General features: G+C 42.4%; 16 protein-coding genes. 7 read left to right on the top strand and 9 right to left on the bottom strand.

The window, feature by feature from the left end:
- Positions 1-45: 45 nt before the first annotated feature.
- From V7K48_RS23525 to V7K48_RS23510, 4 genes are all read left to right on the top strand, one after another.
- Positions 46-495: a hypothetical protein gene (locus tag V7K48_RS23525; RefSeq protein WP_335075868.1), complete on the top strand. Its 450-nt coding sequence runs from the start codon at positions 46-48 to the stop codon at positions 493-495.
- Positions 496-1,230: an NB-ARC domain-containing protein gene (locus V7K48_RS23520; RefSeq protein WP_335075991.1), complete on the top strand. Its 735-nt coding sequence runs from the start codon at positions 496-498 to the stop codon at positions 1,228-1,230.
- A 156-nt stretch (positions 1,231-1,386) separates the two neighbouring features.
- The gene (locus tag V7K48_RS23515; protein ID WP_335075866.1) at positions 1,387-2,616 is read left to right on the top strand and encodes a tetratricopeptide repeat protein; all 1,230 of its coding nucleotides are present in this window, start codon (positions 1,387-1,389) and stop codon (positions 2,614-2,616) included.
- 1,692 nt (positions 2,617-4,308) lie between these two features.
- Positions 4,309-4,971, top strand: a complete 663-nt coding sequence (locus V7K48_RS23510; protein ID WP_335075864.1) for a class I SAM-dependent methyltransferase — start codon at positions 4,309-4,311, stop codon at positions 4,969-4,971.
- 561 nt (positions 4,972-5,532) lie between these two features.
- Here the strand turns inward: V7K48_RS23510 and mnmA are convergent.
- Entirely contained in the window at positions 5,533-6,588 is a 1,056-nt protein-coding gene (mnmA, locus tag V7K48_RS23505) for a tRNA 2-thiouridine(34) synthase MnmA (RefSeq protein ID WP_335075989.1), read from the bottom strand.
- Between the two features lie 632 nt (positions 6,589-7,220).
- Between mnmA and V7K48_RS23500 the strand changes: the two genes are divergently transcribed.
- A complete protein-coding gene (locus V7K48_RS23500) occupies positions 7,221-8,147 on the top strand; it encodes a hypothetical protein (RefSeq protein WP_335075861.1) in 927 nt (308 codons plus the stop codon).
- Between the two features lie 123 nt (positions 8,148-8,270).
- Here the strand turns inward: V7K48_RS23500 and V7K48_RS23495 are convergent, their stop codons facing one another.
- The 7 genes from V7K48_RS23495 to V7K48_RS23465 all read right to left on the bottom strand — a co-directional run bounded on the left by V7K48_RS23495 (position 8,271) and on the right by V7K48_RS23465 (position 14,476).
- The gene (locus V7K48_RS23495; RefSeq protein ID WP_335075859.1) at positions 8,271-9,287 is read right to left on the bottom strand and encodes a sulfate/molybdate ABC transporter ATP-binding protein; all 1,017 of its coding nucleotides are present in this window, start codon (positions 9,285-9,287) and stop codon (positions 8,271-8,273) included.
- 224 nt (positions 9,288-9,511) lie between these two features.
- Positions 9,512-10,246: an HAD family hydrolase gene (locus V7K48_RS23490; RefSeq protein ID WP_335075858.1), complete on the bottom strand. Its 735-nt coding sequence runs from the start codon at positions 10,244-10,246 to the stop codon at positions 9,512-9,514.
- A gap of 206 nt (positions 10,247-10,452) precedes the next feature.
- Entirely contained in the window at positions 10,453-11,580 is a 1,128-nt protein-coding gene (locus V7K48_RS23485; RefSeq protein ID WP_335075856.1) for a 30S ribosomal protein S1, read from the bottom strand.
- 295 nt (positions 11,581-11,875) lie between these two features.
- Positions 11,876-11,983 (bottom strand): photosystem II reaction center protein T, encoded by a 108-nt coding sequence (locus tag V7K48_RS23480; RefSeq protein ID WP_084227385.1) that lies wholly within the window; start codon positions 11,981-11,983, stop codon positions 11,876-11,878.
- Between the two features lie 103 nt (positions 11,984-12,086).
- The gene (gene psbB / locus V7K48_RS23475; protein WP_335075854.1) at positions 12,087-13,616 is read right to left on the bottom strand and encodes a photosystem II chlorophyll-binding protein CP47; all 1,530 of its coding nucleotides are present in this window, start codon (positions 13,614-13,616) and stop codon (positions 12,087-12,089) included.
- Positions 13,617-13,753: 137 nt separating this feature from the next.
- A complete protein-coding gene (locus tag V7K48_RS23470; protein ID WP_335075852.1) occupies positions 13,754-13,936 on the bottom strand; it encodes a hypothetical protein in 183 nt (60 codons plus the stop codon).
- 213 nt (positions 13,937-14,149) lie between these two features.
- Positions 14,150-14,476, bottom strand: coding sequence for a hypothetical protein (locus tag V7K48_RS23465; RefSeq protein WP_335075849.1), 327 nt, complete (start codon positions 14,474-14,476; stop codon positions 14,150-14,152).
- 743 nt (positions 14,477-15,219) lie between these two features.
- On the opposite strand from V7K48_RS23465, the gene V7K48_RS23460 reads away from it, so the two are divergent.
- Both V7K48_RS23460 and V7K48_RS23455 read left to right on the top strand, forming a co-directional pair.
- Positions 15,220-16,872: an ABC transporter substrate-binding protein gene (locus V7K48_RS23460; protein WP_335075847.1), complete on the top strand. Its 1,653-nt coding sequence runs from the start codon at positions 15,220-15,222 to the stop codon at positions 16,870-16,872.
- 249 nt (positions 16,873-17,121) lie between these two features.
- Positions 17,122-18,147: an ABC transporter permease gene (locus tag V7K48_RS23455; protein ID WP_335075845.1), complete on the top strand. Its 1,026-nt coding sequence runs from the start codon at positions 17,122-17,124 to the stop codon at positions 18,145-18,147.
- Positions 18,148-19,155: 1,008 nt separating this feature from the next.
- Here the strand turns inward: V7K48_RS23455 and V7K48_RS23450 are convergent.
- Positions 19,156-20,271 carry an ABC transporter permease gene (locus tag V7K48_RS23450; RefSeq protein ID WP_335075843.1) on the bottom strand — a complete coding sequence of 372 codons (1,116 nt, stop codon included), beginning with the start codon at positions 20,269-20,271 and terminating at the stop codon, positions 19,156-19,158.
- Between the last annotated feature and the right edge of the window lie 38 nt (positions 20,272-20,309).

Genomic DNA, 20,309 nt, shown 5'->3' with positions numbered 1-20,309 from the left:
GGAACGAAATATAAAATATAGCTATTGTCTGAGGATTTACCAGATATGGTTGGCCTTATTACTTTAACAGCGGCGCAAGCGATCGCAAATGTTGCCTTTAGCAAGTTCTTTGAGTCGAGTGTAGGTAAGTTAGGCGAGAAGTTTACTGAGGCGGGACTGAAGAAGATTGACGAATTGTATCAGACAATTCGGAGAAAACTCAGTAATAACCCTGGCGCTAATCATGCTTTAGCTGATGTTGAACAAGGTAATCAAGAAGCGTTACAGCGAGTAGCGGTTTATCTTTTGGATGTAATGAACGCTGACGGTAACTTTGCCACTGATGTCCAAAAAATTGCTGATGAAATCAATATTCATCGCCTGGAAGATAACAGCAGCCAGAATCAGTACAACTATGGTGGACAGAATTATCAAACTAAAACGGGTGAGAACAATACTAATCAATTTGGCAATAGTACAACTAATAACTACTATGGCAATCCGCCACCGGCTTGACTGGAGTCGTCCGTAGAGCAACGGATAAATTCAAATGCTAACAGTCCGATTATTAACTCACTACGTCCAGAAACTAGCTATTGGCAAGGACGGAATCATGAACTTGCCCAAATGCAGCAATGGTTACATTCAGCTAATCTGCGTCTAATTGGTATCACGGCTACGGGTGGTTATGGAAAGTCGGCGTTAGTTGCTAAATTATCTGAAAAAGTAGCAGCGAGTTTTCCCCAACAGGTTTGGGCAACTTTTAGTGATGCCTATCCTTTTGCTGTGTGGGGACGCTGGCTATTGGATAAGTTGGAGAAACCAGCGCCGGAAAAACCAGAAGATTTATTAATTGCGGTTTGTGATTGTTTGCAAACAGAACGATATTTGCTGGTGTTGGATAACCTAGAAACTTTGCTGCAAAATGATGGACAATGGCAAGATCAGGCTTATTCTGATTTTTTAGGGCGTTGGTTCGGTTCTAGCAGTGAAAGTAAGATTTTGGTGACAAGCCGCGAACAACCAACGCTACCAAGCAATACCCTAAACCAAAGTCAATGGTTACGACTGGATGGACTTTCCACAGATGCAGGGGTGGCGTTGTTACAAGCTTTGGAAATTCCAGGTTCAGAGGTAAATTTAGCAGAATTTGTCAAGGGTGTAGATGGACATCCTTTGTTGCTGAAGCTGGTGGCGGGGTTGCTGAAAGCTGAGCTGACTTTTCACGGGATGTGGAAAAGGTTATTTTGAGGGTTTCTCAAACCCTAACTTTTACGTTACCTATTTTCATTAACTTAGAGTTATTGAGAATTAGACTGTGGAAAAAGCCACGCTGTTTCGTGGTTTGAGGACTTACCGTGAAAAGTCAGGAAAGCTGAGGAGGGAGAAGAGGCGAATATTAGTGTTTTGAAACAGGATATTTTCAAGATATTAGGTTTGCACCGAGATGACCCAGAGGCGAGTATTGCTAAAATTTTAGATGCGAGTATTCAGCGTCTAGAACCCAGGTTACAAACTCTGTTGCAGGATTTAAGCGTATATCGCTTACCCTTTGATTCTTCAGCAGCACTGGTGATGTCTTTACAGGATTTGGAAAACCTCTCTCCAAACCTCTCTCCTCAGAGGAGAGAGGCTTTGAATTCTCCCCCAACGCTAGTAGAGAAGGGGGCCAAGGAATTAGTCGCCTCTTCTTTTCCAGATGAGGTGAAGAGTCAGGTAGAAGTAGAACTGCGACAATTAGCAAAACGTTCTCTATTACAAGAGAAGAAACAGCAAGGGGTGTGGAAGTTTTATTTTCAACCGTTAATTCAAAGCTATTTACAAAACTCCTCTTCACCGAAAGCACATCGTTGCGCCATCGCTTATTACGAACAACACCGTAAACCAAAACTTTTATCCACAGATAAACTGGATGAGGTGGCGGAATATCTAGAAATTTTTCATCATCACTGTGAACTTGGGGAATATGTTCAGGCTTTTTCTAGCGTTTATTATCGTGCAAACAATCATGATGACTGCGACGAATTTTTAAGAAAAAATTACTACTATCCAGCCCGTCTGGCATTATATGAGCGTTTATATCAAGAGTGGAAACAACCAGAAAATTCAGATGAATTAAAATTTTACAGTGATTTACTCAAGGTGTACGGCGATGTTTTGCAGTTCCTTGACCGACGTGAGGAAGCATTACAACGCTACGATACCGCTTTGTCATTTTACCGCGACATCGGCGATCGCTTGGGGGAAGCTAACATTCTGCAAGAATTTGGTAAGTTGCAAGAAAACCCCCAGCAAGCACTAGAATATCTCCAGCAAGCACAAAACCTCTACATCCAAATTGGCGATATTTACAGCCAAAGTCGTAATCTGGCATATTTTATCGCCGATGCACAGTTAAACATGGGAGACTCAGACGCTGCAATTAATTCCTTAACTCATGCGGCTGAACTCGCCACCACCATTAACTATGCACCAATCCAAGAATACGCCCAAACTCGCATAGCCGAAATCAACTCTACACCCACACCAACAGGGGGAATAAAAGAGAGATTGATGCAATTTTTCCAGCAGCGTTGGGTAAAATTTGCGTTTTGTTTTCTTGTTGGCTTAATTGCTTTTCTACTACTACGCCGCTGAGTCAAAAATTAGTAACGAATATCTTTGAAGAAAAAGGTATATTTGCGCGCACCTTTTCCATTATGAATATATTACCGTGTCAACTGGTAAAAAGTCAACAGTTTAGGACTTACGCACTGAAAACCTGAAACCTCGTTCGCGTAGCGTGCGCAAAGCGCACTCCCCCCTAACCCCCTGATAAATTGGGGGGGATCTGAAAAGCCCCCTTTTTAAGGGGGTTGGGGGATCTCTTCTGCGTAAGTCCTACAGTTGCTTGACTTCAATTAAAAGTTAAAGCTAGTAGACCTCTTGCAAAAATCCTTGAATCACCCCTCCCCAACCCTCGCCGTATGTGTTGGGGAGGGGGCAAGATTTCAAGTTTCCCCCCTTATAAAGCTACGGTGTATACACAAGTCTGAAATAGCTTGAAATCTGGGTTGAGACTCTCGTATTACCCCACCCTAACCCTCCCCTTATAAAGGGGAGGGAACTAGATTTTTGGTTTCTCCCCTTTATAAGGGAAGCTTCGGCTTTGAGCCTGTTCATCTCGATCCAAAGAAGGAACTAGATTTTCGGTTTCTCCCCAATATATCGGGGGGATTAAGGGGGGTAATACGACTTGTGTATACACGATAGCTTTATAAGGGGGGATAAAGGGGGGTCTATTCGACTTATGCAAGAGGTCTAGTGTAGAAGAATTTTAGAGTTACCCATTGAGCGTTTGGCAATTCCCTAAAAAGCTGTTGTGACGAAAATCATGATTTTGTTGATGAAAATCATGATTTTGTTGATGAACACTATGATTTTGTTGATGAAAATCATGATTTTGTTAATGAACACTATAATTTCGTTGATAAAAATCATGATTTTGTTAATGAATAGGGTATCATCGGCAATTCAACGTGTGTTAGCTTTTGGCATAACACGCCTTATATATAGCGATCCGATTTGATTTGTGAAAAAATCTAAGTATATGTAGGGTGTATTATCGCTGGAGTACGGCACTTAGAATCAGAGGTGTGCGTTAGCCTTTGGCGTAACGCACCCTACGTACATCAATGAGATTTTAAAATAATCGTACTTTTGTCAACTAAAAATTATGCTGAAAATTTGGCAGAAACATAGGTATTAAGTTAACTCTTGTATTAAAGTTATGCGTCAAGAATAGACCCCCCTTAATCCCCCCTTATAAAGGGGGGAAACTTGAAATCTTGCGCCCTCCCCTTTATAAGGGGAGGGTTGGGGAGGGGTGATTCAAGGATTTTTGCAAGAGGTCTAATGAATGATGCGTATCAAGATTAAGTGTAGGCGTAGCCCGCCATAGGCATCACCTGCTCAAAAATTGTGTTTCCAACCCCGATTTTTAGCCATACCTTAAGTACTATTGCTTATTGACAAATGGTATTCAACCTTAACCTCTCACGAATACCTTACGTATATTTCTACCTTGGCGTAACCGAAAAGCAGTAACAAAACATGAGCAAGGTTACGGGTTTTGAGAGTCGCTGTTTGGTATTATGAGGATTGAGTTAGAAGTGCCAGATCATTTGCATGATCCAGTTAGGCAAGCCAGACAGCTACAGACTTCAAGATTAAGTAGGTTAATCTATACTTCACTTTGGCATAGCCTCTCGTAGAGAAGTTGCAATCTGCTGTATTTATAAAATTTTCCGCCTTTTTGTTTCTTACTAAGAATTTAGGACTGCTATACCAATGACTGAATCTACAGTTCTTTACGATGAGAATTTTTTTAATAGCAAATATTTTCAAACTGATTATGAAACTATAGCTACGACGATTTTTAACTTGTATCAACCAAAAACAGTTGTAGATTTTGGCTGTGGCCCTGGACATTTAAGTAGAGAGTTCGCCAAATTAGGTGTTAAGGTAACTGCTGTTGATGGTTTTTCTCAACCGGATTTTTCTAATTTAAATGTTGAATTTCATCCTGTAAATTTGAACAACCCAATTGCCATAGCTAATACATTCACTAACAGAACATTTGATCTGGCAGTGTGTTTAGAAGTGGCGGAACATTTAAATCCCTCAGTCTCGTCAGAGTTAGTTGCTTGGTTGACAAAAGTAGCGCCAGTAGTAGTATTTTCTGCCGCAGTTTTAGGACAGGGTGGAGTTGGACATATTAATTTACAACCCCGTGATTATTGGCATCGTCAATTTACCCAACATAGTTTTTTATGTGCTGATAGAATCCGAGAGCAATTACGTTTAGTGCCTACTATTGCTCCTTGGTATCTTTATAATATTTTGGATTATGTTCACGCACACCATCCTTTAGTACCGCAGGCAGAGGATGTAATTCAACGCTTAATTGCATCAGAATCGGCAGCAACTAGTGCCTATTTTGACTTATATTAGATTAGCCCCGACCACGCAGTGTTTATGATTGCAGTTCGCTAGCGTGATTCGTTCTGTTGAAACGAATAGAATATTCGAGGATGATAGGCAAGGAAGATAGAAGAGAGAAATCTTCACTGAAGCTTGATAACTCAATTCTTCGTGATTGTGAGAGATAGGTTCTTTCGGCATATACAGCAGATTGCAACTTGTTAAGGTACAGATTATCGTAGGAGCACAACATGTTCATTGGTGTCAACTTAACGTGAAACTCTTGTCAAGACGTGATATTCAGTTCTCTGGCTTAGTTTACTCACTGCGTTACCCCACCCTAACCCTCCCCTTGTAAAGGGGAGGGAACTGGTTTCTTTTTCTCCCCTTTGAAAGGGGGGACTAAGGGGGGTAAAACGTCTGTGGGATAAGCATTTGAGCTTAAGTTGACACCAATGAACATGTTGTGCCCCTACCCGTGTACTTCATTTACCTGCAATACGCTGTATCCAATTTAAAAATAAAACTACCCCTCCTTACAAGCCAGGAAGGGTAGTTTTCGTTTATGCCAAAACAGGGTAAGAGTTATTATTAACTAAACTGTTCAATTATTCCGCCACCTAACACTTTCTCGCCGTCGTACCACACAGCAGCTTGTCCGGGGGTGATGCTGAATTGGGGTTCATCAAACACCAAACGCACACGGGAGTTTTCCAAAGGAATCACCGTCACTGGTGTAGGCGTGGAACGATAGCGAATTTGCACTTCGGCATGAATTGGGGTGCATGGTTCAGCAATAGAAACCCAGTTTACCCGATTTACAGTGCATTCTGGTTGAGTTACCTTAGTGCGATCGCCTACTACTACCTTATTATTTTCTGCATCTAATTCAATCACATACAGTGGATCAGCAGCAGCAATCCCCAAGCCTTTGCGCTGGCCAATGGTATAGTGATGGACACCATCATGCTGTCCCAAAACTTTGCCTGTAACATCTACAATATCGCCTGTTTTGGGAGCTAAATATTTATCAAGGAATGCCCGCATGGAACCGTTACTTTCCACTAAACACAAGTCTTGACTTTCTGGTTTATCAGCCGTTTTCAGTCCGTATTCAGTGGCGATGCGGCGGGTGTCAGTTTTTTCTAGTTCACCAAGAGGAAATATAGTTGCTCTTAGTAAATCTTGAGACAAATCATAGAGGAAGTATGACTGGTCTTTGTTGCGATCAACAGCCCTTAATAACTGGTAACGTCTAGTTGCTTCGTCATAGCTAATTCGGGCATAATGACCAGTGGCAATGCGATCGCATCCCAGTTGTTCATGGGCATACTGCACCATCGGCCCAAACTTCACCGTTTTATTGCATTGAGAACAAGGCAAAGGCGTGATTCCAGCACTGTAACCAGTCACCAGGTAATCAACAATATGCGTCTGAAAGAGATCCCGAATATCCACAACCTGATGCGGAACGCCCAGTTGTTCACAGATATCAGCCGCGTCGATCATACCTTCAGAGCAACATTGACCTTTGCCTTTCATTAGCCAAAGAGTCAAACCAATCACTTCATAGCCCTGATGGTGCAGGATAGCTGCGGCGGTGGAACTGTCAACGCCACCCGAAAGACCAACGACGACTTTTTTCATACAAAGCACGACACGATAGCTGCGTGGTTGTCCAATTGTAGCACACACTCTTCAAAGCCTTGCTACCAAAGCACTTCAGTTTTAAAGCAACTGAATTAGCGACGCTGAATAGCCCGTCGTAGATATCGCTGTTCACCGTATTTTAGATTTTAAATTTTGGATTGGGTAAAATTTTTGGACAATAATTCCTATTTTCTCTGTGTTCTCTGCACCTAATAAGGTTAAATAAATTATTTTTCAACCGCAGAGGCGCAGAGAGCACAGAGAGGAAAACAGAGATTTTATCAGTCACCTTGAAAGGGCTAGTCCTAGCAAACTAGATGTGGTTTAGCTTATTATCTAAAATCTAAAATTATTTATTCAGAGCAACTGCCTAAAGAGTGGGAACACGCAAGAGACAGCTATGGGGTGAATCTAAAATCGTTCGACTGAGTTTAGCCGTTCGCGTGGCGTTCCGCAGGAAAGTCCAAAATCCAAAATCGAGTTACCCTTATCTAAGATTAGTTACAGATGTATTTTTTGCCATACAGATAAGCTAATTTTACGTTAACGCTATATTGTTGCTACAACAGTGAACTAATTAGTTCCTGATGGAAATTGCCTAGAAATACTTTGACTATTTTGTGACTATTATGTCGAGAGGAATACCAAGTCAATTTATCCCATTTCAGATGTTGCGCCGAAGTTCTCAGGGTTGGAAGCCCACTATCAGACTTCTGTGGTTGTTAGTGGGAGGATGGTTAGTGCTGATTCCTGACTCGATCCCAGCACAAGCACAAATCCCCAACAACCTGCTACTGGCTCAACAAGCAGGTGAAATTTTACCGCCACCGCCAATTCCCTTTGGTCAACAGCCATCACCGCAGTTACAACCAGTACAGGACAATCAATTTGAGCAGAACTTTCAGCCCTCGCAACCATTACAGAACAATCAATTTGAGCAGAACTTTCAGCCCTCGCAACCATTACAGAACAATCAAATTGAGCAGAATTTTCAGCCCTCTCAACCTGCACAGTTTAGTCAATATAACCAGAACTTTGAGCGCTACTCAGTTTATGTTGATAGTAGTGATTTCCAGACGCTACAAGCAATCCGTCGGATTGAACCCAGTGCTTACATTCGCCAGTACCAAGGACGAAGTGTAATTCAGTCAGGAGTTTTTAACAGAGTATCTAACGCCCAACAACGGGTGAGTGAGCTACAGTCACGAGGCATTTATAATGTACGGATCAGCACCGCTAACGGACAGGAAATAGATGGAGGCTATAGAGGCCAGGGCGATCGCAGTAATATAAGTGCTACCAGACGAGCCTCTAGCTATTATGTCGCCATTCCCACCACTTCAGAACAGTTACCTGCGATCGCAGCCCAAATTAGGCAGAATATAGGCCGATTTAACCAAGATTTTGGAAGCTCTGGCGGAGTCCTTGAAAGGACGCAACCACGAGGGCCACACGTAGCAGTAGGGCCTTTCCCTGAGCGATTCCAAGCTGAGGAATGGAATAAATATCTGCGGCATCTCGGATACGCTAATGCCAGGGTTTACTACGGAAAGTGAATAAGTTAGGAGTCGTTCAATTTTAGATTTTATGAGGTTAATCTAAAATCTAAGTTGCGCTGAAAGCGCACCAAAGGTGCGACTCAAAATCTAAAATTGAATCACTCCCCATTTCTCAATACTTTAGATTGAATAAGACAGTGGGAAGGACTTCGCATCCTTTGGCTTCACATAAACTCGCTGTTTGGCTTCTAACTCTAAGTCATTAAAGCGATCGCGTGTTAAATGCGCCGTCACTACTTGCCCATCATCAAAAGTTAATTCCACCTGAATTTCCCAACCCAAATGTACCAACCGGCTGACTGTCGCAGGTGTAGTGGCACCGTTGGCAACCTTTTCCAAAATCACATCTTGGGGACGCAAAAATACTTGTGGGTATGGCGTATCAAACCCGCTACTTTGAAAAATCTTCGAGGTGTTAGGTAACACATTCACCGGACCAATGAAGCTCATGACAAATGCAGTGGCAGGATTATCGTAAATTTCTGCTGGTGTCCCTACCTGTTCCACACGCCCTTTATTCATGACCACAATTTCATCGGAAACTTCCATTGCTTCCTCTTGGTCGTGGGTGACGAAAACTGTGGTAACATGAACCTCATCATGGAGGCGGCGTAACCATGCCCGTAAATCTTTGCGGACTTTAGCATCGAGTGCGCCGAAGGGTTCATCTAGTAGTAATACTTCAGGTTCTACTGCCAGTGCCCTTGCTAATGCTACCCGTTGTCTTTGACCACCAGAAAGTTGTGATGGATAGCGATCGCCTAGTCCACTTAATTGCACCAATTCTAGTAACTGTTCTACTCGCCCCTTAATCCTCTTTGGCTGTGCCTTGCGAATTTCTAAGCCAAAGGCAATATTCTGCCTGACGGTCAGATGCTTGAATAGAGCATAGTGCTGAAACACAAACCCAATATTCCGCTGTTGCACGCTTTGGTATGTAGCGTCCTTACCAGTAAGCAGGATTTTGCCACTATCTGGCATTTCTAAACCTGAAATTAATCTTAGTAGCGTAGATTTACCTGATCCCGATGGTCCAAGCAACGCAACTAGCGAACCACTTTTAATTTCCAGGCTGACCTGATCAACTGCCTTGAAACTCCCGAATTGTTTTGAGACATTCTCAACTACTATGCCCACTGCCGCTATACCTCTGCAACTAAATCTACAGATCCTTGCTAGGATTACCGTGTCTTACATATACCATACATAATTATTTATAGATGAACAAGATTTAGCTACCACAACTGCCGCAGTCGAGGAAGCTGGAATCAGGAGCAAAGTGTGAGCAGCTTTGGGGTTGAAGAAATAAAGACTAGCTAAGAACCATCCCGCATTTATGCAACCCCGAAAACTGCTATAAGTTAATCCTCTAAAATCTGGATTTCATCAAGTTGATTAATCACCACATCCGCACCTCGGACATTATCTGACTTACCCACCCAAGTGATACCAATACAACCTGCGGCTTTAGCATTACGCGCCATTTGCATATCACCAACTGAATCACCCACCATCAATGTAGCGCCTGGTTTGATTCCCAAAGCTTGGCAAGCTTGCAAAAATAATACTGGATCTGGTTTATTCGGCCCCTCATCTACTCCCATTTCCAACTGGATATAATCACTTAATTGGTGATTCGCTACGAAGTTACGTACTTCTTCAGTTGTCGCAGCTGAGAGGATACCGAGTTTTAATCCGCTTTCTTGCAAGGATTTCAAAACTTCTAAGCTACCCACAAATAGTGGTGAAGGAGTTTGTCCAATATATTTTTCCGCTTCATCTAAAGCTTGACGGGCTATTTGTAAGCACTCAAACCATCCTTTTCCAGTTTCAGCAATGTATGCCGCAGCCGCAACTTCTGTTTCACGGCGACTCGCTACTGATATTAAACCTGCGGGATCTAGAAGATTACCATTGACACCAAATGCCATTAATAGGGGTTCCCCAGTTCCAGGGATTTGAGCATCTATTAATCTTGCTGCCTTTTGTGCAAGCGATCGCAAATATATTTCTGAATCTTCTAGAGTACCGTTTTTATCAAATAAAATTGCCTGGATATTATCAAAAGTGATGTTTCTACATTTAATGGTTGCCACAATATTTCACCCCACTTATTTAGTTATGAGTTTTTATTTCTAACTCCTAACTCCTGTACAGACGCGATTAATCGCGTCTCTCTTGTACAGACGCGATTAATCGCGTCTCTACAGCCAATTCTCCACATAAAAAAAGAGGGTTTTTCCCTCTTTATCCAATAATTTGATCCTCTTACTTAAAGACAAGTAAAACTATAAAAAATCTATTACTCTTCAATAGCTACTGGAATTTCCTCTTCAGTTTCCGTCGCTGCTGGAATCTCCTTTTCAATTTCCGCAACTACTGGAATTTCTTCTTCAGTTTCTCCAACTACTGGAATTTCTTCTTCAAGTTCTGCTGCTGGTGGAATTTCTTCTTCGAGTTCTGCTGCTGGTGGAATTTCTTCTTCTGTTATAACTTCCACAGATGCCGCAGGCACAGCAGTAGCACCTTGTTGCTTGGCTAACAACTGTTCGCGATACTTAGCAGCCATTTCTTCTGCCTTATCGTAGACCAAATCCCGGTTTTTAATCATATCGCCGGGTTCGGGTTCTAGCTGCTTGGTAGATAGGGAAATCCGACCCCTTTCTGCATCCAAGTCAATAATCATAACTTTCACTTCATCATTGACATTGAACACACTATGAGGTGTATCAATATGTTCGTGGGAAATCTCAGAAATGTGCAGTAGACCACTGACGCCACCGATGTCGATGAAAGCACCGTAGGGCTTGATCCCACGAACTGTACCAATTACTACTTCGCCGACTTCTAGGCGGTTCATCTTGCGCTCAACCAGCGCCCGACGATGAGATAGAACTAGGCGATTACGTTCTTCGTCCACCTCTAGGAATTTCAATGGCAGTTCTTCACCTACCAATTCTTCTTTAGGTTTGCGGGTACTGATGTGAGAACCTGGGATAAAGCCACGTAATCCCTCAATCCGTACTAATGCTCCACCACGATTGGTTGCAAACACGCCAGAACGCACAGTAGCATCTTCTGCTTGCAGCTGTCGCACGCGCTCCCAAGCCCGCATATATTCAATACGGCGAATGGAAAGGGTTAATTGACCATCTTCGTTTTCATCGGTAAGGATGAAAAATTCCCGCGTTTCGTTTGACTGTAATACTTCTTCCGGGCTATCTACCCGGTTAATAGACATTTCTTGTATAGGTATATATGCTGCGGTCTTAGCACCAATGTCAATCAGAGCGCCGCGCGGCTCTATACTGAAAACTGTTCCTGGTACAACATCACCAGGGCTAAAATGATAATCGTATTTGTCAAGTAGAGCAGCGAAATCTTCGTGAGTGAATCCAATTTCTGTAGCGGTTAAATTCTGATTGACCATGCTGATTTGTTCCCGGTTCTAGTCTCCGTAAAGGTTGTTCGACAAGCGCGATGTGTTATGCAAGCGCTTTTAGGGCGGTTTACACAAAACATTCTTTTTCATCCTAGCGCAGAAAAGCTAGTATTAACACATATCTACTCCCAAGATTGGAAATTATATCACAATATTAAAAATGATTGGTAATTTACTTAGTAGTTAGAACTAACAAAAAACAAAAACTATAATATCCGTTGCTACCATGATTAGTCGCAACGGATACTAACATTAAATCCACTTAAAGGTCTGGTAATAGGCTCTACTTATCTTTTGGTTTCTCAAAGCGAGGGGGTTCGCGAAATGCGATCGCAAAGAAGAGAGTACCTATACACAGAGTAAAAATCAAAATGTACGCAACGCTTTCCATATATACGATTTCCTGCCTATCCAGCTAGTAATGAAGGATTAGAGATTGGGTACTGGGTATTAGGGATTGGGAAAACTTTTCCCAGTCCCCAGTCAAAAGTCTCTTAAAGGGCTTCCTTCCGGCGGGTTGACTTGTCACCCACTTTCTGGAATAGACCCCACTCAACTTGCTCTTCTAGATCCGCATCAACACCAGCAAATACGTCTCGGTAGATTGTCCGAGCGCCATGCCAGAGGTGACCAAAGAAGAAAAGCAGAGCAAATACGGCATGTCCAAAGGTAAACCAACCTCTAGGACTGGTGCGGAATACACCATCAGAGCTCAAGGTTTCTCGGTCAAATTCAAAGATTTCACCGCCTTGAGCCTTACGGGCATACTTCTTCACATCAGCTGGCTCTGTAAAGGTCTTACCATTCAGATTGCCACCGTAGAAACTAACGGTGACACCAGATTGCTCGAAGCTATACTTGGATTCTGCCCGACGGAAGGGAATGTCAGCGCGGACAATTCCATCTGCATCAGTCAAGATCACTGGGAAGGTTTCAAAGAAGTTGGGCAGACGACGCACGGTCAATTCCCGTCCTTCAGAATCTTTGAATACGGCGTGACCTTGCCAAGACTGAGCAATGCCATCACCCTTGACCATCGGCCCTGTACGGAATAGACCGCCTTTAGCGGGACTATTACCGACGTAATCATAGAAAGCCAGTTTTTCGGGAATCTGCGACCAAGCTTGCTCAAGGGTTGCACCTTGGGCAACGTTTGTTTGGGTGCGGCGCTGAATTTCTTGACGGAAGTAGTTCTGATCCCATTGATAACGGGTAGGACCAAACAATTCGATCGGAGTGGCGGCGTTACCGTACCACATAGTACCTGCAACAACGAAAGCAGCAAAGAAGACTGCTGCAATACTGCTAGAAAGTACTGTTTCAATATTCCCCATCCGCAGGGCTTTGTAGAGCCGTTCGGGGGGTCTAACTGTGAGGTGGAATAAACCTGCAATAATACCAACAACACCAGCAGCAATGTGGTGAGCCGCAATGCCACCAGGGTTGTATGGGTTAAAACCATCTGGGCCCCATTCTGGTGCTACTCCTTGGGCAGCCCCAGTTATTCCATAAGCGTCAGAAACCCAAATCCCTGGCCCAAATAGTCCGGTGACGTGAAAAGCACCAAAGCCAAAACAAAGTAGACCAGATAAGAACAGGTGAATGCCAAACATTTTTGGCAAGTCTAGGGCAGGTTCACCAGTGCGGGGATCTCTAAAGAGTTCCAAATCCCAGTAAACCCAGTGCCATACGGCGGCTAGGAACAAAAGACCGGAAAGAACAATGTGAGCGGCAGCAACGCCTTCAAATGACCAGAAGCCAGGATCAGTTGCTGGGCCACCAGTAACATTCCAACCACCCCAAGATTGGGTAACGCCCAAACGTGACATGAAGGGCAGGACGAACATCCCTTGTCGCCACATCGGGTTGAGAATTGGATCGCTAGGGTCAAAAACAGCTAGTTCGTAGAGTGCCATCGAACCAGCCCAGCCTGCTACTAAGGCTGTGTGCATCAGGTGTACAGAAATCAGCCGCCCTGGATCATTCAGAACGACTGTATGTACTCGGTACCAGGGTAGTCCCATCGACTACGCTCCTCCTCGATGAGTTAGTTTACAAAGCAATTTTCTTACTGAGATTCTGAGAAACGAAAGTCGCCACTCAGAAAACTGTCTCTTGTTTTTTGTTATTGCCAGAGCCAGAGTTTTACTACAGCTTAGTCTTAGAAGTTAGACAGCGTAGGTGCTTTGGCAATGCTTACTCGCTCCCTTGAGGTTTCCCCTGTAGGGTAGCCACCGCCAAGAAAAAATGAGAATGTTTTAAAAAGTGTAACTATTGATGGAATTGTTTGCAAGCGTGTAAATTGATGCGATCGCGTAGCATCTCCAAGTTTTTTCGCTACCAATACCCATCACAGATTAAATTTGCTTATCTTTTCTTTAGGAAGAGGATGGGGAGATGAGGGACAAGGGGACAAGGGAGACGATTAAACCCAATGCCCAATGCCCCCTCAATTTTGGATTTGCGTTAGCGAGTCATCAAGTGTCTTTTAGATTTTAGATTGTTCAATCCAAAATCCAAAATTCAAAATCTAAAATTCTTTTGCCCAATGCCTATCCTACTGAACCACCAATTGGATATTTTGCAGTTGACATTTCGTCTCAGCCGTACCCAGGCGTTCAATTACCTGTTCAGCGCTCATCAAACGCTTGAGTACTACTTGACCTATAGTCTTACTGGCGATTACTGGTGTTGTTGGTTTAACTTCCACAGTTAAAACGGCTTCTTCAACTCGATAAAGCCATAGCAATTCATTTTGTTCCACTAAACAAATATTCATTCGCTGAATATCTGGTTGGCGTCGCCATGCAGTGATTTGCCAGAGTCCATCAGATGCCCAGACTCTAGCAACTGTCCATCCCTCAGATAGAAAGAAATACTTCACAGTCTTAGTCTCACTATTAGACTTTCAATCTGCTGTTTACGATATCGCGATCGCTTTATTCACGCGATGTATAAACACTAGATTTGTAAGTAAAAACATGCAGCCGATCTCTAAAAGAAACCGCTCAACAGGTAGTTATGTCCAAGCAATAACATGCTCCCGTCTTAATGTACATTACTTGGACTACAGTCAAAGCTTAACAAATCTATTTACTAGTAACTATGAATTTACGACAAATTCAGCCAATGTTTAAAATCTTAATTAAATAAAAATTTTTCAGTACTTAACAAATCGAAAATTCTGTATTTTTGTCAATGATTTTTTGTAACAAATAGTGCAATTTTACAGTAGTAGTAAACTTAACTATGAAGTTGAGCATCTGCCATAAATTTTTGATTTATAGCAGTCCTAAATCATTCGTGAACAACAAGATCCCCGACTTTGTAAAAGTTCTTGGGGATCTGAGCCTCTCGATTTTCACAAATCAAATAGGATTGCTATAAAAGGTTACAAAGTCATAATGTAGAACAAGTTTTCTCTCACTTAGCTGTGTAAGCTCTGTTTTTTTATACTTATATACTTAGCCATAGGCATTGCCAACCAAAGCGTGTGTTCCATCCATAGACGCGTAGCGGCTTAAGGCAGGATACGAGAACCGAGAACCACTATATTTATGAAGATTCAGCAAAATAGTCACAAATGTAGTAAAATTACTGACCGCTGATCTCAAAAATATTATTGCCATGACCTGGTTTTCCTTGTCCGTGAAACGGTGGGGTCGGATTACACAATTCCTATCTTTGTTCTGTCTATGTTTATTTTTAGTTGTTAGTTGCGCTCCTCGTCCTAAGCTTTCTACACCACCATCCGGTTCTGTAAATAGCCCTACAGGTGATAGTCGTATTACTATAGGTACAACAGCAAAGCCAAGAACTCTTGATCCGGCTGATGCTTATGAGTTAGCATCCTTAGGTTTGGTGTTTAATATGAGCGATCGCCTCTACACCTACGAACCAGGAAGTATAGAAATTAAGCCCCAGCTAGCTACAGCATTACCCAAAGTCAGTCAAAATGGCTTAACTTATACCATCCCCTTACGTCAGGGAGTAGTTTATCACGATGGAACTCCCTTCAATGCCCAAGCAATGGCGTTTACCATCCAGCGCTTTATTGAAAATAAAGGTAAACCCTCATTCTTACTAGCTGATATAGTAGATTCGGTAAAAACTACAAGCGAGTATGAGTTAACCATCAAGCTGAAAAAGCCCTTTGCAGCCTTTCCTTCACTGCTGGCGTTTCCTGGGGTGTGTGCAGTTTCGCCAAAAGCTTACGAACTCGGTGCTGGTAAATTCAAGCCGAATATCTTTGTGGGGACTGGCCCTTACAAATTAGGACAGTATGGTACTGATTCCATTCGATTTGATCCGTTTGATAAGTATTGGGGAGAAAAACCAGCAAACAAAGGTGTTAACCTCCAAATTCAAACTAGTCCGGTTAACTTGTTTAATGCTTTCCGTACAGGTGCAGTTGATGTAGCCTATCTGTCACTACAGCCAGATCAAAATCGCAGCTTGTCAGAAGGTGGTAAAAAAGGGGATTGGCAAGCGATCGCAGCTCAAGGTAGTGTAGTAAGTTATCTAGTATTAAACCGAAATCAAAAGCCTTTAGATAAATTAGAGGTAAGACAAGCGATCGCGTCAATAATTGACCGTCCACTTTTAAATGAGCGGGCGTTACTTGGTCAAGCAGATCCGCTTTATAGCATGATTCCCACGACGTTCAATGTTTCCCAGCCATTATTTAAAGATAAATATGGCGATGCTAACTTTGATCAAGCTAAAAAATTGTTAACTACTGCTAGTTTTTCCAAAGAAAATCCTGCAAAAGTACAAATTTGGTATCCTTCTAGTTCACCTACTCGTACTTTGGCAGCACAGACACTTAAATCGCTTGTTGATGCCAAGATGGATGGAATCCTGCAATTTGAAGTCACCCCCGCCGAAGGGCCAGCCTTCTTTAAAGACATTTCCAAAGGATTATATCCAGCAGCTTTACTTGATTGGTATCCAGACTTTTTAGATCCAGATAATTACGTCCAGCCATTTTTGGCTTGTGATAAAGGTTCAGTTGCTAAAGGATGCGAAGATGGAGGCAGTCAAACTCAGGGTTCGTTCTACTATAGCGAAGCCATAAATAAATTGATTGATCAGCAACGCAAAGAACAAAACCCCGAAGCGCGTCAGAAAATTTTTACAGAAATTCAAACGCAAGTAACTAGTGATGTACCTTACGTTCCCTTATGGCAAAGCAGAGACTATGTATTTGCTCGAAATGGTGTGAGTAGCGTCCAACTTAACCCTACCCAAATTCTGGTTTACCAGACAATTAAAAAGTAAGTTGAGATGAGAGTTAGGAGTTAGGAATTAGGAATTATACTTCCTGCAAAAGTCACAAAATCATGAATGTAATTATGATTGAAACAAAGATATTCCACTTCACGCAATGCAGCAATTAAATAATTTTTGCAGGCTATGTCTATCTTAATTCCTAACCCAAATTATCAACTCCTAACTCCTAACTTTTAACTTCTAACTTTTGTACAGACGCGATTAATCGCGTCTCCTAACTTCTAACTAAATATAAATATGTCTCGCTCTAAAGCTTTACAATATTACATCGTTTCTCGGTTGCTTCTCGCGCCACTTCAGCTATTAACGATTATTACCATTGTATTTCTCTTACTAAGAGCAACGCCAGGAGATCCAGCAGATGCAATTCTCGGTGGACGTGCGCCAGAAGCTGCTAAAGAAGAATTGCGAAAACAACTAGGTTTAAACCTTCCCCTGTGGCTACAATACCTAAATTATTTGGGAAGCATACTGCGCTTTGATTTGGGAAGTTCTTTGTTGAGTCGAGGAGAGAATGTTTGGGACATCATTGGGCAATATTTTCCGGCGACGGTGGAGTTAGCAGTATTTAGTATGGCGGTTGCACTCATCGTCGGAATTGCAGTTGGGACTCTTTCAGCTTCCCGTCCTGGGACATATTTTGATGTCGGTGGGCGCTTATTTGGGATTATCACCTACGCACTCCCCATGTTTTGGGCAGGAATGCTTTTACAGTTGATTTTCTCAGTCCAATTGGGTTGGTTTCCCAATTCCAACCGCTTTCCGCCTAATCTTCCAGCGCCCACTCCTGTAACTGGATTGTATACAATTGATAGCTTACTCGGTGGAAACTTCACCCAGTTTTTCACATCTTTGCACCATCTTGCCCTACCGAGTCTTACACTAGGAATTTTGCTCAGTGGGATTTTTGAGCGAATTGTGCGAGTGAATTTAAAGCAAACCTTGCAAGCAGATTATGTAGAAGCGGCTAGAGCTAGAGGTATTGGTGAAAATAAGATTTTAGCCTCCCATGCTTTAAAAAATGCGCTAATTCCAGTAATTACAGTCTTAGGATTAACCTTTGCATCTCTGTTAGGTGGAGCAATTTTGACAGAAGTAACATTTTCTTGGCCTGGGTTAGCGAATAGACTATATCAAGCGATCGCCGATCGCGATTATCCCACAGTCCAGGGAGTGCTAGTATTTTTTGGTGCGATCGTTGTCAGTGCCAGCATTTTGATTGATATTTTAAATGCTTATGTAGATCCGCGAATTCGATATTAGTAAAGAGTTAGTTATTAATTCTTGTTTATTTTATTGTAGGGTGGGCATCTTGCCCGCCTTTTTGAGTAGGTGATACACATAAAGAGAAGTACAAACTTTTACGTTTACTTGCAGCTATCAAAAAATTATGTTAAGTTACATCCGCTACCTCTCAAACATCTTTTCAAACTTATAAATAAACCGTATAGGTTTCAAAGTTTTACTTTTGGATTATATTTTACAAGAAAGCTTAGGACATATTTACGCATAAAAAAACTTATAATCAGCTAAAATAATAAAAATTACAAAGATTTTTATTATGACAGATGTAACTAAAGAAGTAATTTTACATATTGATACAAACCAAGAAACTGATGCTCAAGAACTTGAACAGCTAAACTCAGCAACTTCGGAATGAACTCTTAGAACTAAACGTAGAGTCTGCTGACTTAGTTCAAGCAGGAAAAGAATCTGACAAGGCTAAGGTTGCCGATCCAATTAGTTGGGGAACAATTATAGTAACTCTGCTGGCTACAGGCGGTGTAGTTACAACTTTAATTAATGCTATTCAATCTTGGCTAACTCGCCATTAACGACGAAGCATAACCTTAGAAATTGATGGTAACAAGCTGCAAATTACTGGAATTTCATCTGAAGAACAGCAACAGCTTATTGATGCCTGGATTAAACGACATATTAAATTGTAAATTATTATGACAGAGAAGCGCTCTGCTCTTATTATTGCCAATTACGAATTTGAGTATTATGTTCCAAAATTAGGACTGACTACAATGGGAAACCCTTACAGTTGTGATTTCAGTCAGAAAGTACTCGAAGCCATCTAATAGAATGGGTAGCGATCGCAAAAGCTATTTCAGCGATCACATTTGCTATTTCGGCGTACGCGTTTGCTACTTCAGCGATCACATTTGCTATATCGGCGTACGCAAAAGCTATTTCGGAGATCGCAAAAGCTATTTCAGCAATCGCATTTGCTATATCGGCGATCGCAAAAGCTATTCTGAGGGCTTATCTTCTTAAACTGCGGGGGTCGAGGGCATCTCTTAATCCATCACCGAGTAAGTTGAATGCTAACACTGTGAGGATAATCAGCACAGCCGGCGGCCAGATTAACCAAGGTTGCAGTACCAAAATTGAAGCATTGCTAGCCAGAGAAAGCATATTGCCCCAAGAAGGGTCTGGTTGTTGAATTCCCAAGCCGATGAGACTCAGTATCGCTTCTGCGCCAATAAAGCTAGGAATTGCAAGAGTAGCAGAGATAACTATATAACTAGCCGTTTGCGGCAAAACGTGGCGAAGGATAATATAAAGTGGGTTACCGCCCATTGCGCGTGCCGCTTGGACAAATTCTCGCTCTTTAATTGATAGTACTTGTCCGCGAATCACCCGTGCTAAACCAGCCCAGCTAATAACCGAAGTAATCACCACAATCAGCAAAAAGCGCTGGGTACTGCTTAAACCAGCTGGTAAAACTGCTCCCAAAGTCACCAAAAGATAAATACTTGGGAAAGTCATTAGCACTTCTGCCAAGCGCATAATGACGCTATCAGTCACACCGCCCAAATAACCAGAAATTCCACCGATGAGCAAACCGAGGGGATAGGTAATGATAATGCCAAAAATCCCGATAAACATACTGATGCGACCGCCATGCAGCAGGCGACTAAATTCGTCGCGGCCTTGGTCATCAGTGCCCAAAATGTTGACTTTTGCGTCACTTGTTGTGCCAAATAAATGCCAATTTAAGGGAATACCAGAAAAGATTGTGACTTCATCCCACTTCGGGGGTAATGGCAAACTCATCTGCAACAATCGGTATTCTGGCCCCGAGACAAATAAACGCAGGGGTGAAGGCTTTTTGAAGTCTACAATGAGTTGGCGATCACCTGTTTCTAAATTCGTGTCTCCCTGAGTCGTCGGATAAACATGAGGCCCGATAAATTGTCCTGACTGAGAAACCCAGTGAATCTTAGTTGGTGGTAGCAATGAACCATTGGCCTGTGAGGCATAGGGGTCATAAGGAGCCACAAAATCAGCTGCAATTACTGCTATGTAGAAAACCAACAGCAAAATTGCCCCAAATCGTGCCAAAGGATTTTTCTTCAGTCGTCGCCACCAATCCATAGTAGTTAGGAGTTATAAGTTATGAGTTATGAGTTATT

Origin of the sequence: Nostoc sp. (assembly GCF_036919615.1) — a bacterium.
Lineage (GTDB): Bacteria > Cyanobacteriota > Cyanobacteriia > Cyanobacteriales > Nostocaceae > Nostoc.
The sequence above is the reverse complement of the archived record's forward strand: the minus strand, read 5'-3'. Positions and strand labels throughout refer to the sequence as shown.

Bases quoted from the DNA above. Each gene is read 5' to 3' on its own strand.
- V7K48_RS23485 (WP_335075856.1), bottom strand. From the start codon at position 11,580: ATGGTCAATCAGAATTTAACCGCTACAGAAATTGGATTCACTCACGAA.
- V7K48_RS23450 (WP_335075843.1), bottom strand. From the start codon at position 20,271: ATGGATTGGTGGCGACGACTGAAGAAAAATCCTTTGGCACGATTTGGG.
- V7K48_RS23480 (WP_084227385.1), bottom strand. From the start codon at position 11,983: ATGGAAAGCGTTGCGTACATTTTGATTTTTACTCTGTGTATAGGTACT.
- V7K48_RS23525 (WP_335075868.1), top strand. From the start codon at position 46: ATGGTTGGCCTTATTACTTTAACAGCGGCGCAAGCGATCGCAAATGTT.
- V7K48_RS23500 (WP_335075861.1), top strand. From the start codon at position 7,221: ATGTCGAGAGGAATACCAAGTCAATTTATCCCATTTCAGATGTTGCGC.
- psbB (WP_335075854.1), bottom strand. From the start codon at position 13,616: ATGGGACTACCCTGGTACCGAGTACATACAGTCGTTCTGAATGATCCA.
- mnmA (WP_335075989.1), bottom strand. From the start codon at position 6,588: ATGAAAAAAGTCGTCGTTGGTCTTTCGGGTGGCGTTGACAGTTCCACC.
- V7K48_RS23455 (WP_335075845.1), top strand. From the start codon at position 17,122: ATGTCTCGCTCTAAAGCTTTACAATATTACATCGTTTCTCGGTTGCTT.
- V7K48_RS23510 (WP_335075864.1), top strand. From the start codon at position 4,309: ATGACTGAATCTACAGTTCTTTACGATGAGAATTTTTTTAATAGCAAA.
- V7K48_RS23460 (WP_335075847.1), top strand. From the start codon at position 15,220: ATGACCTGGTTTTCCTTGTCCGTGAAACGGTGGGGTCGGATTACACAA.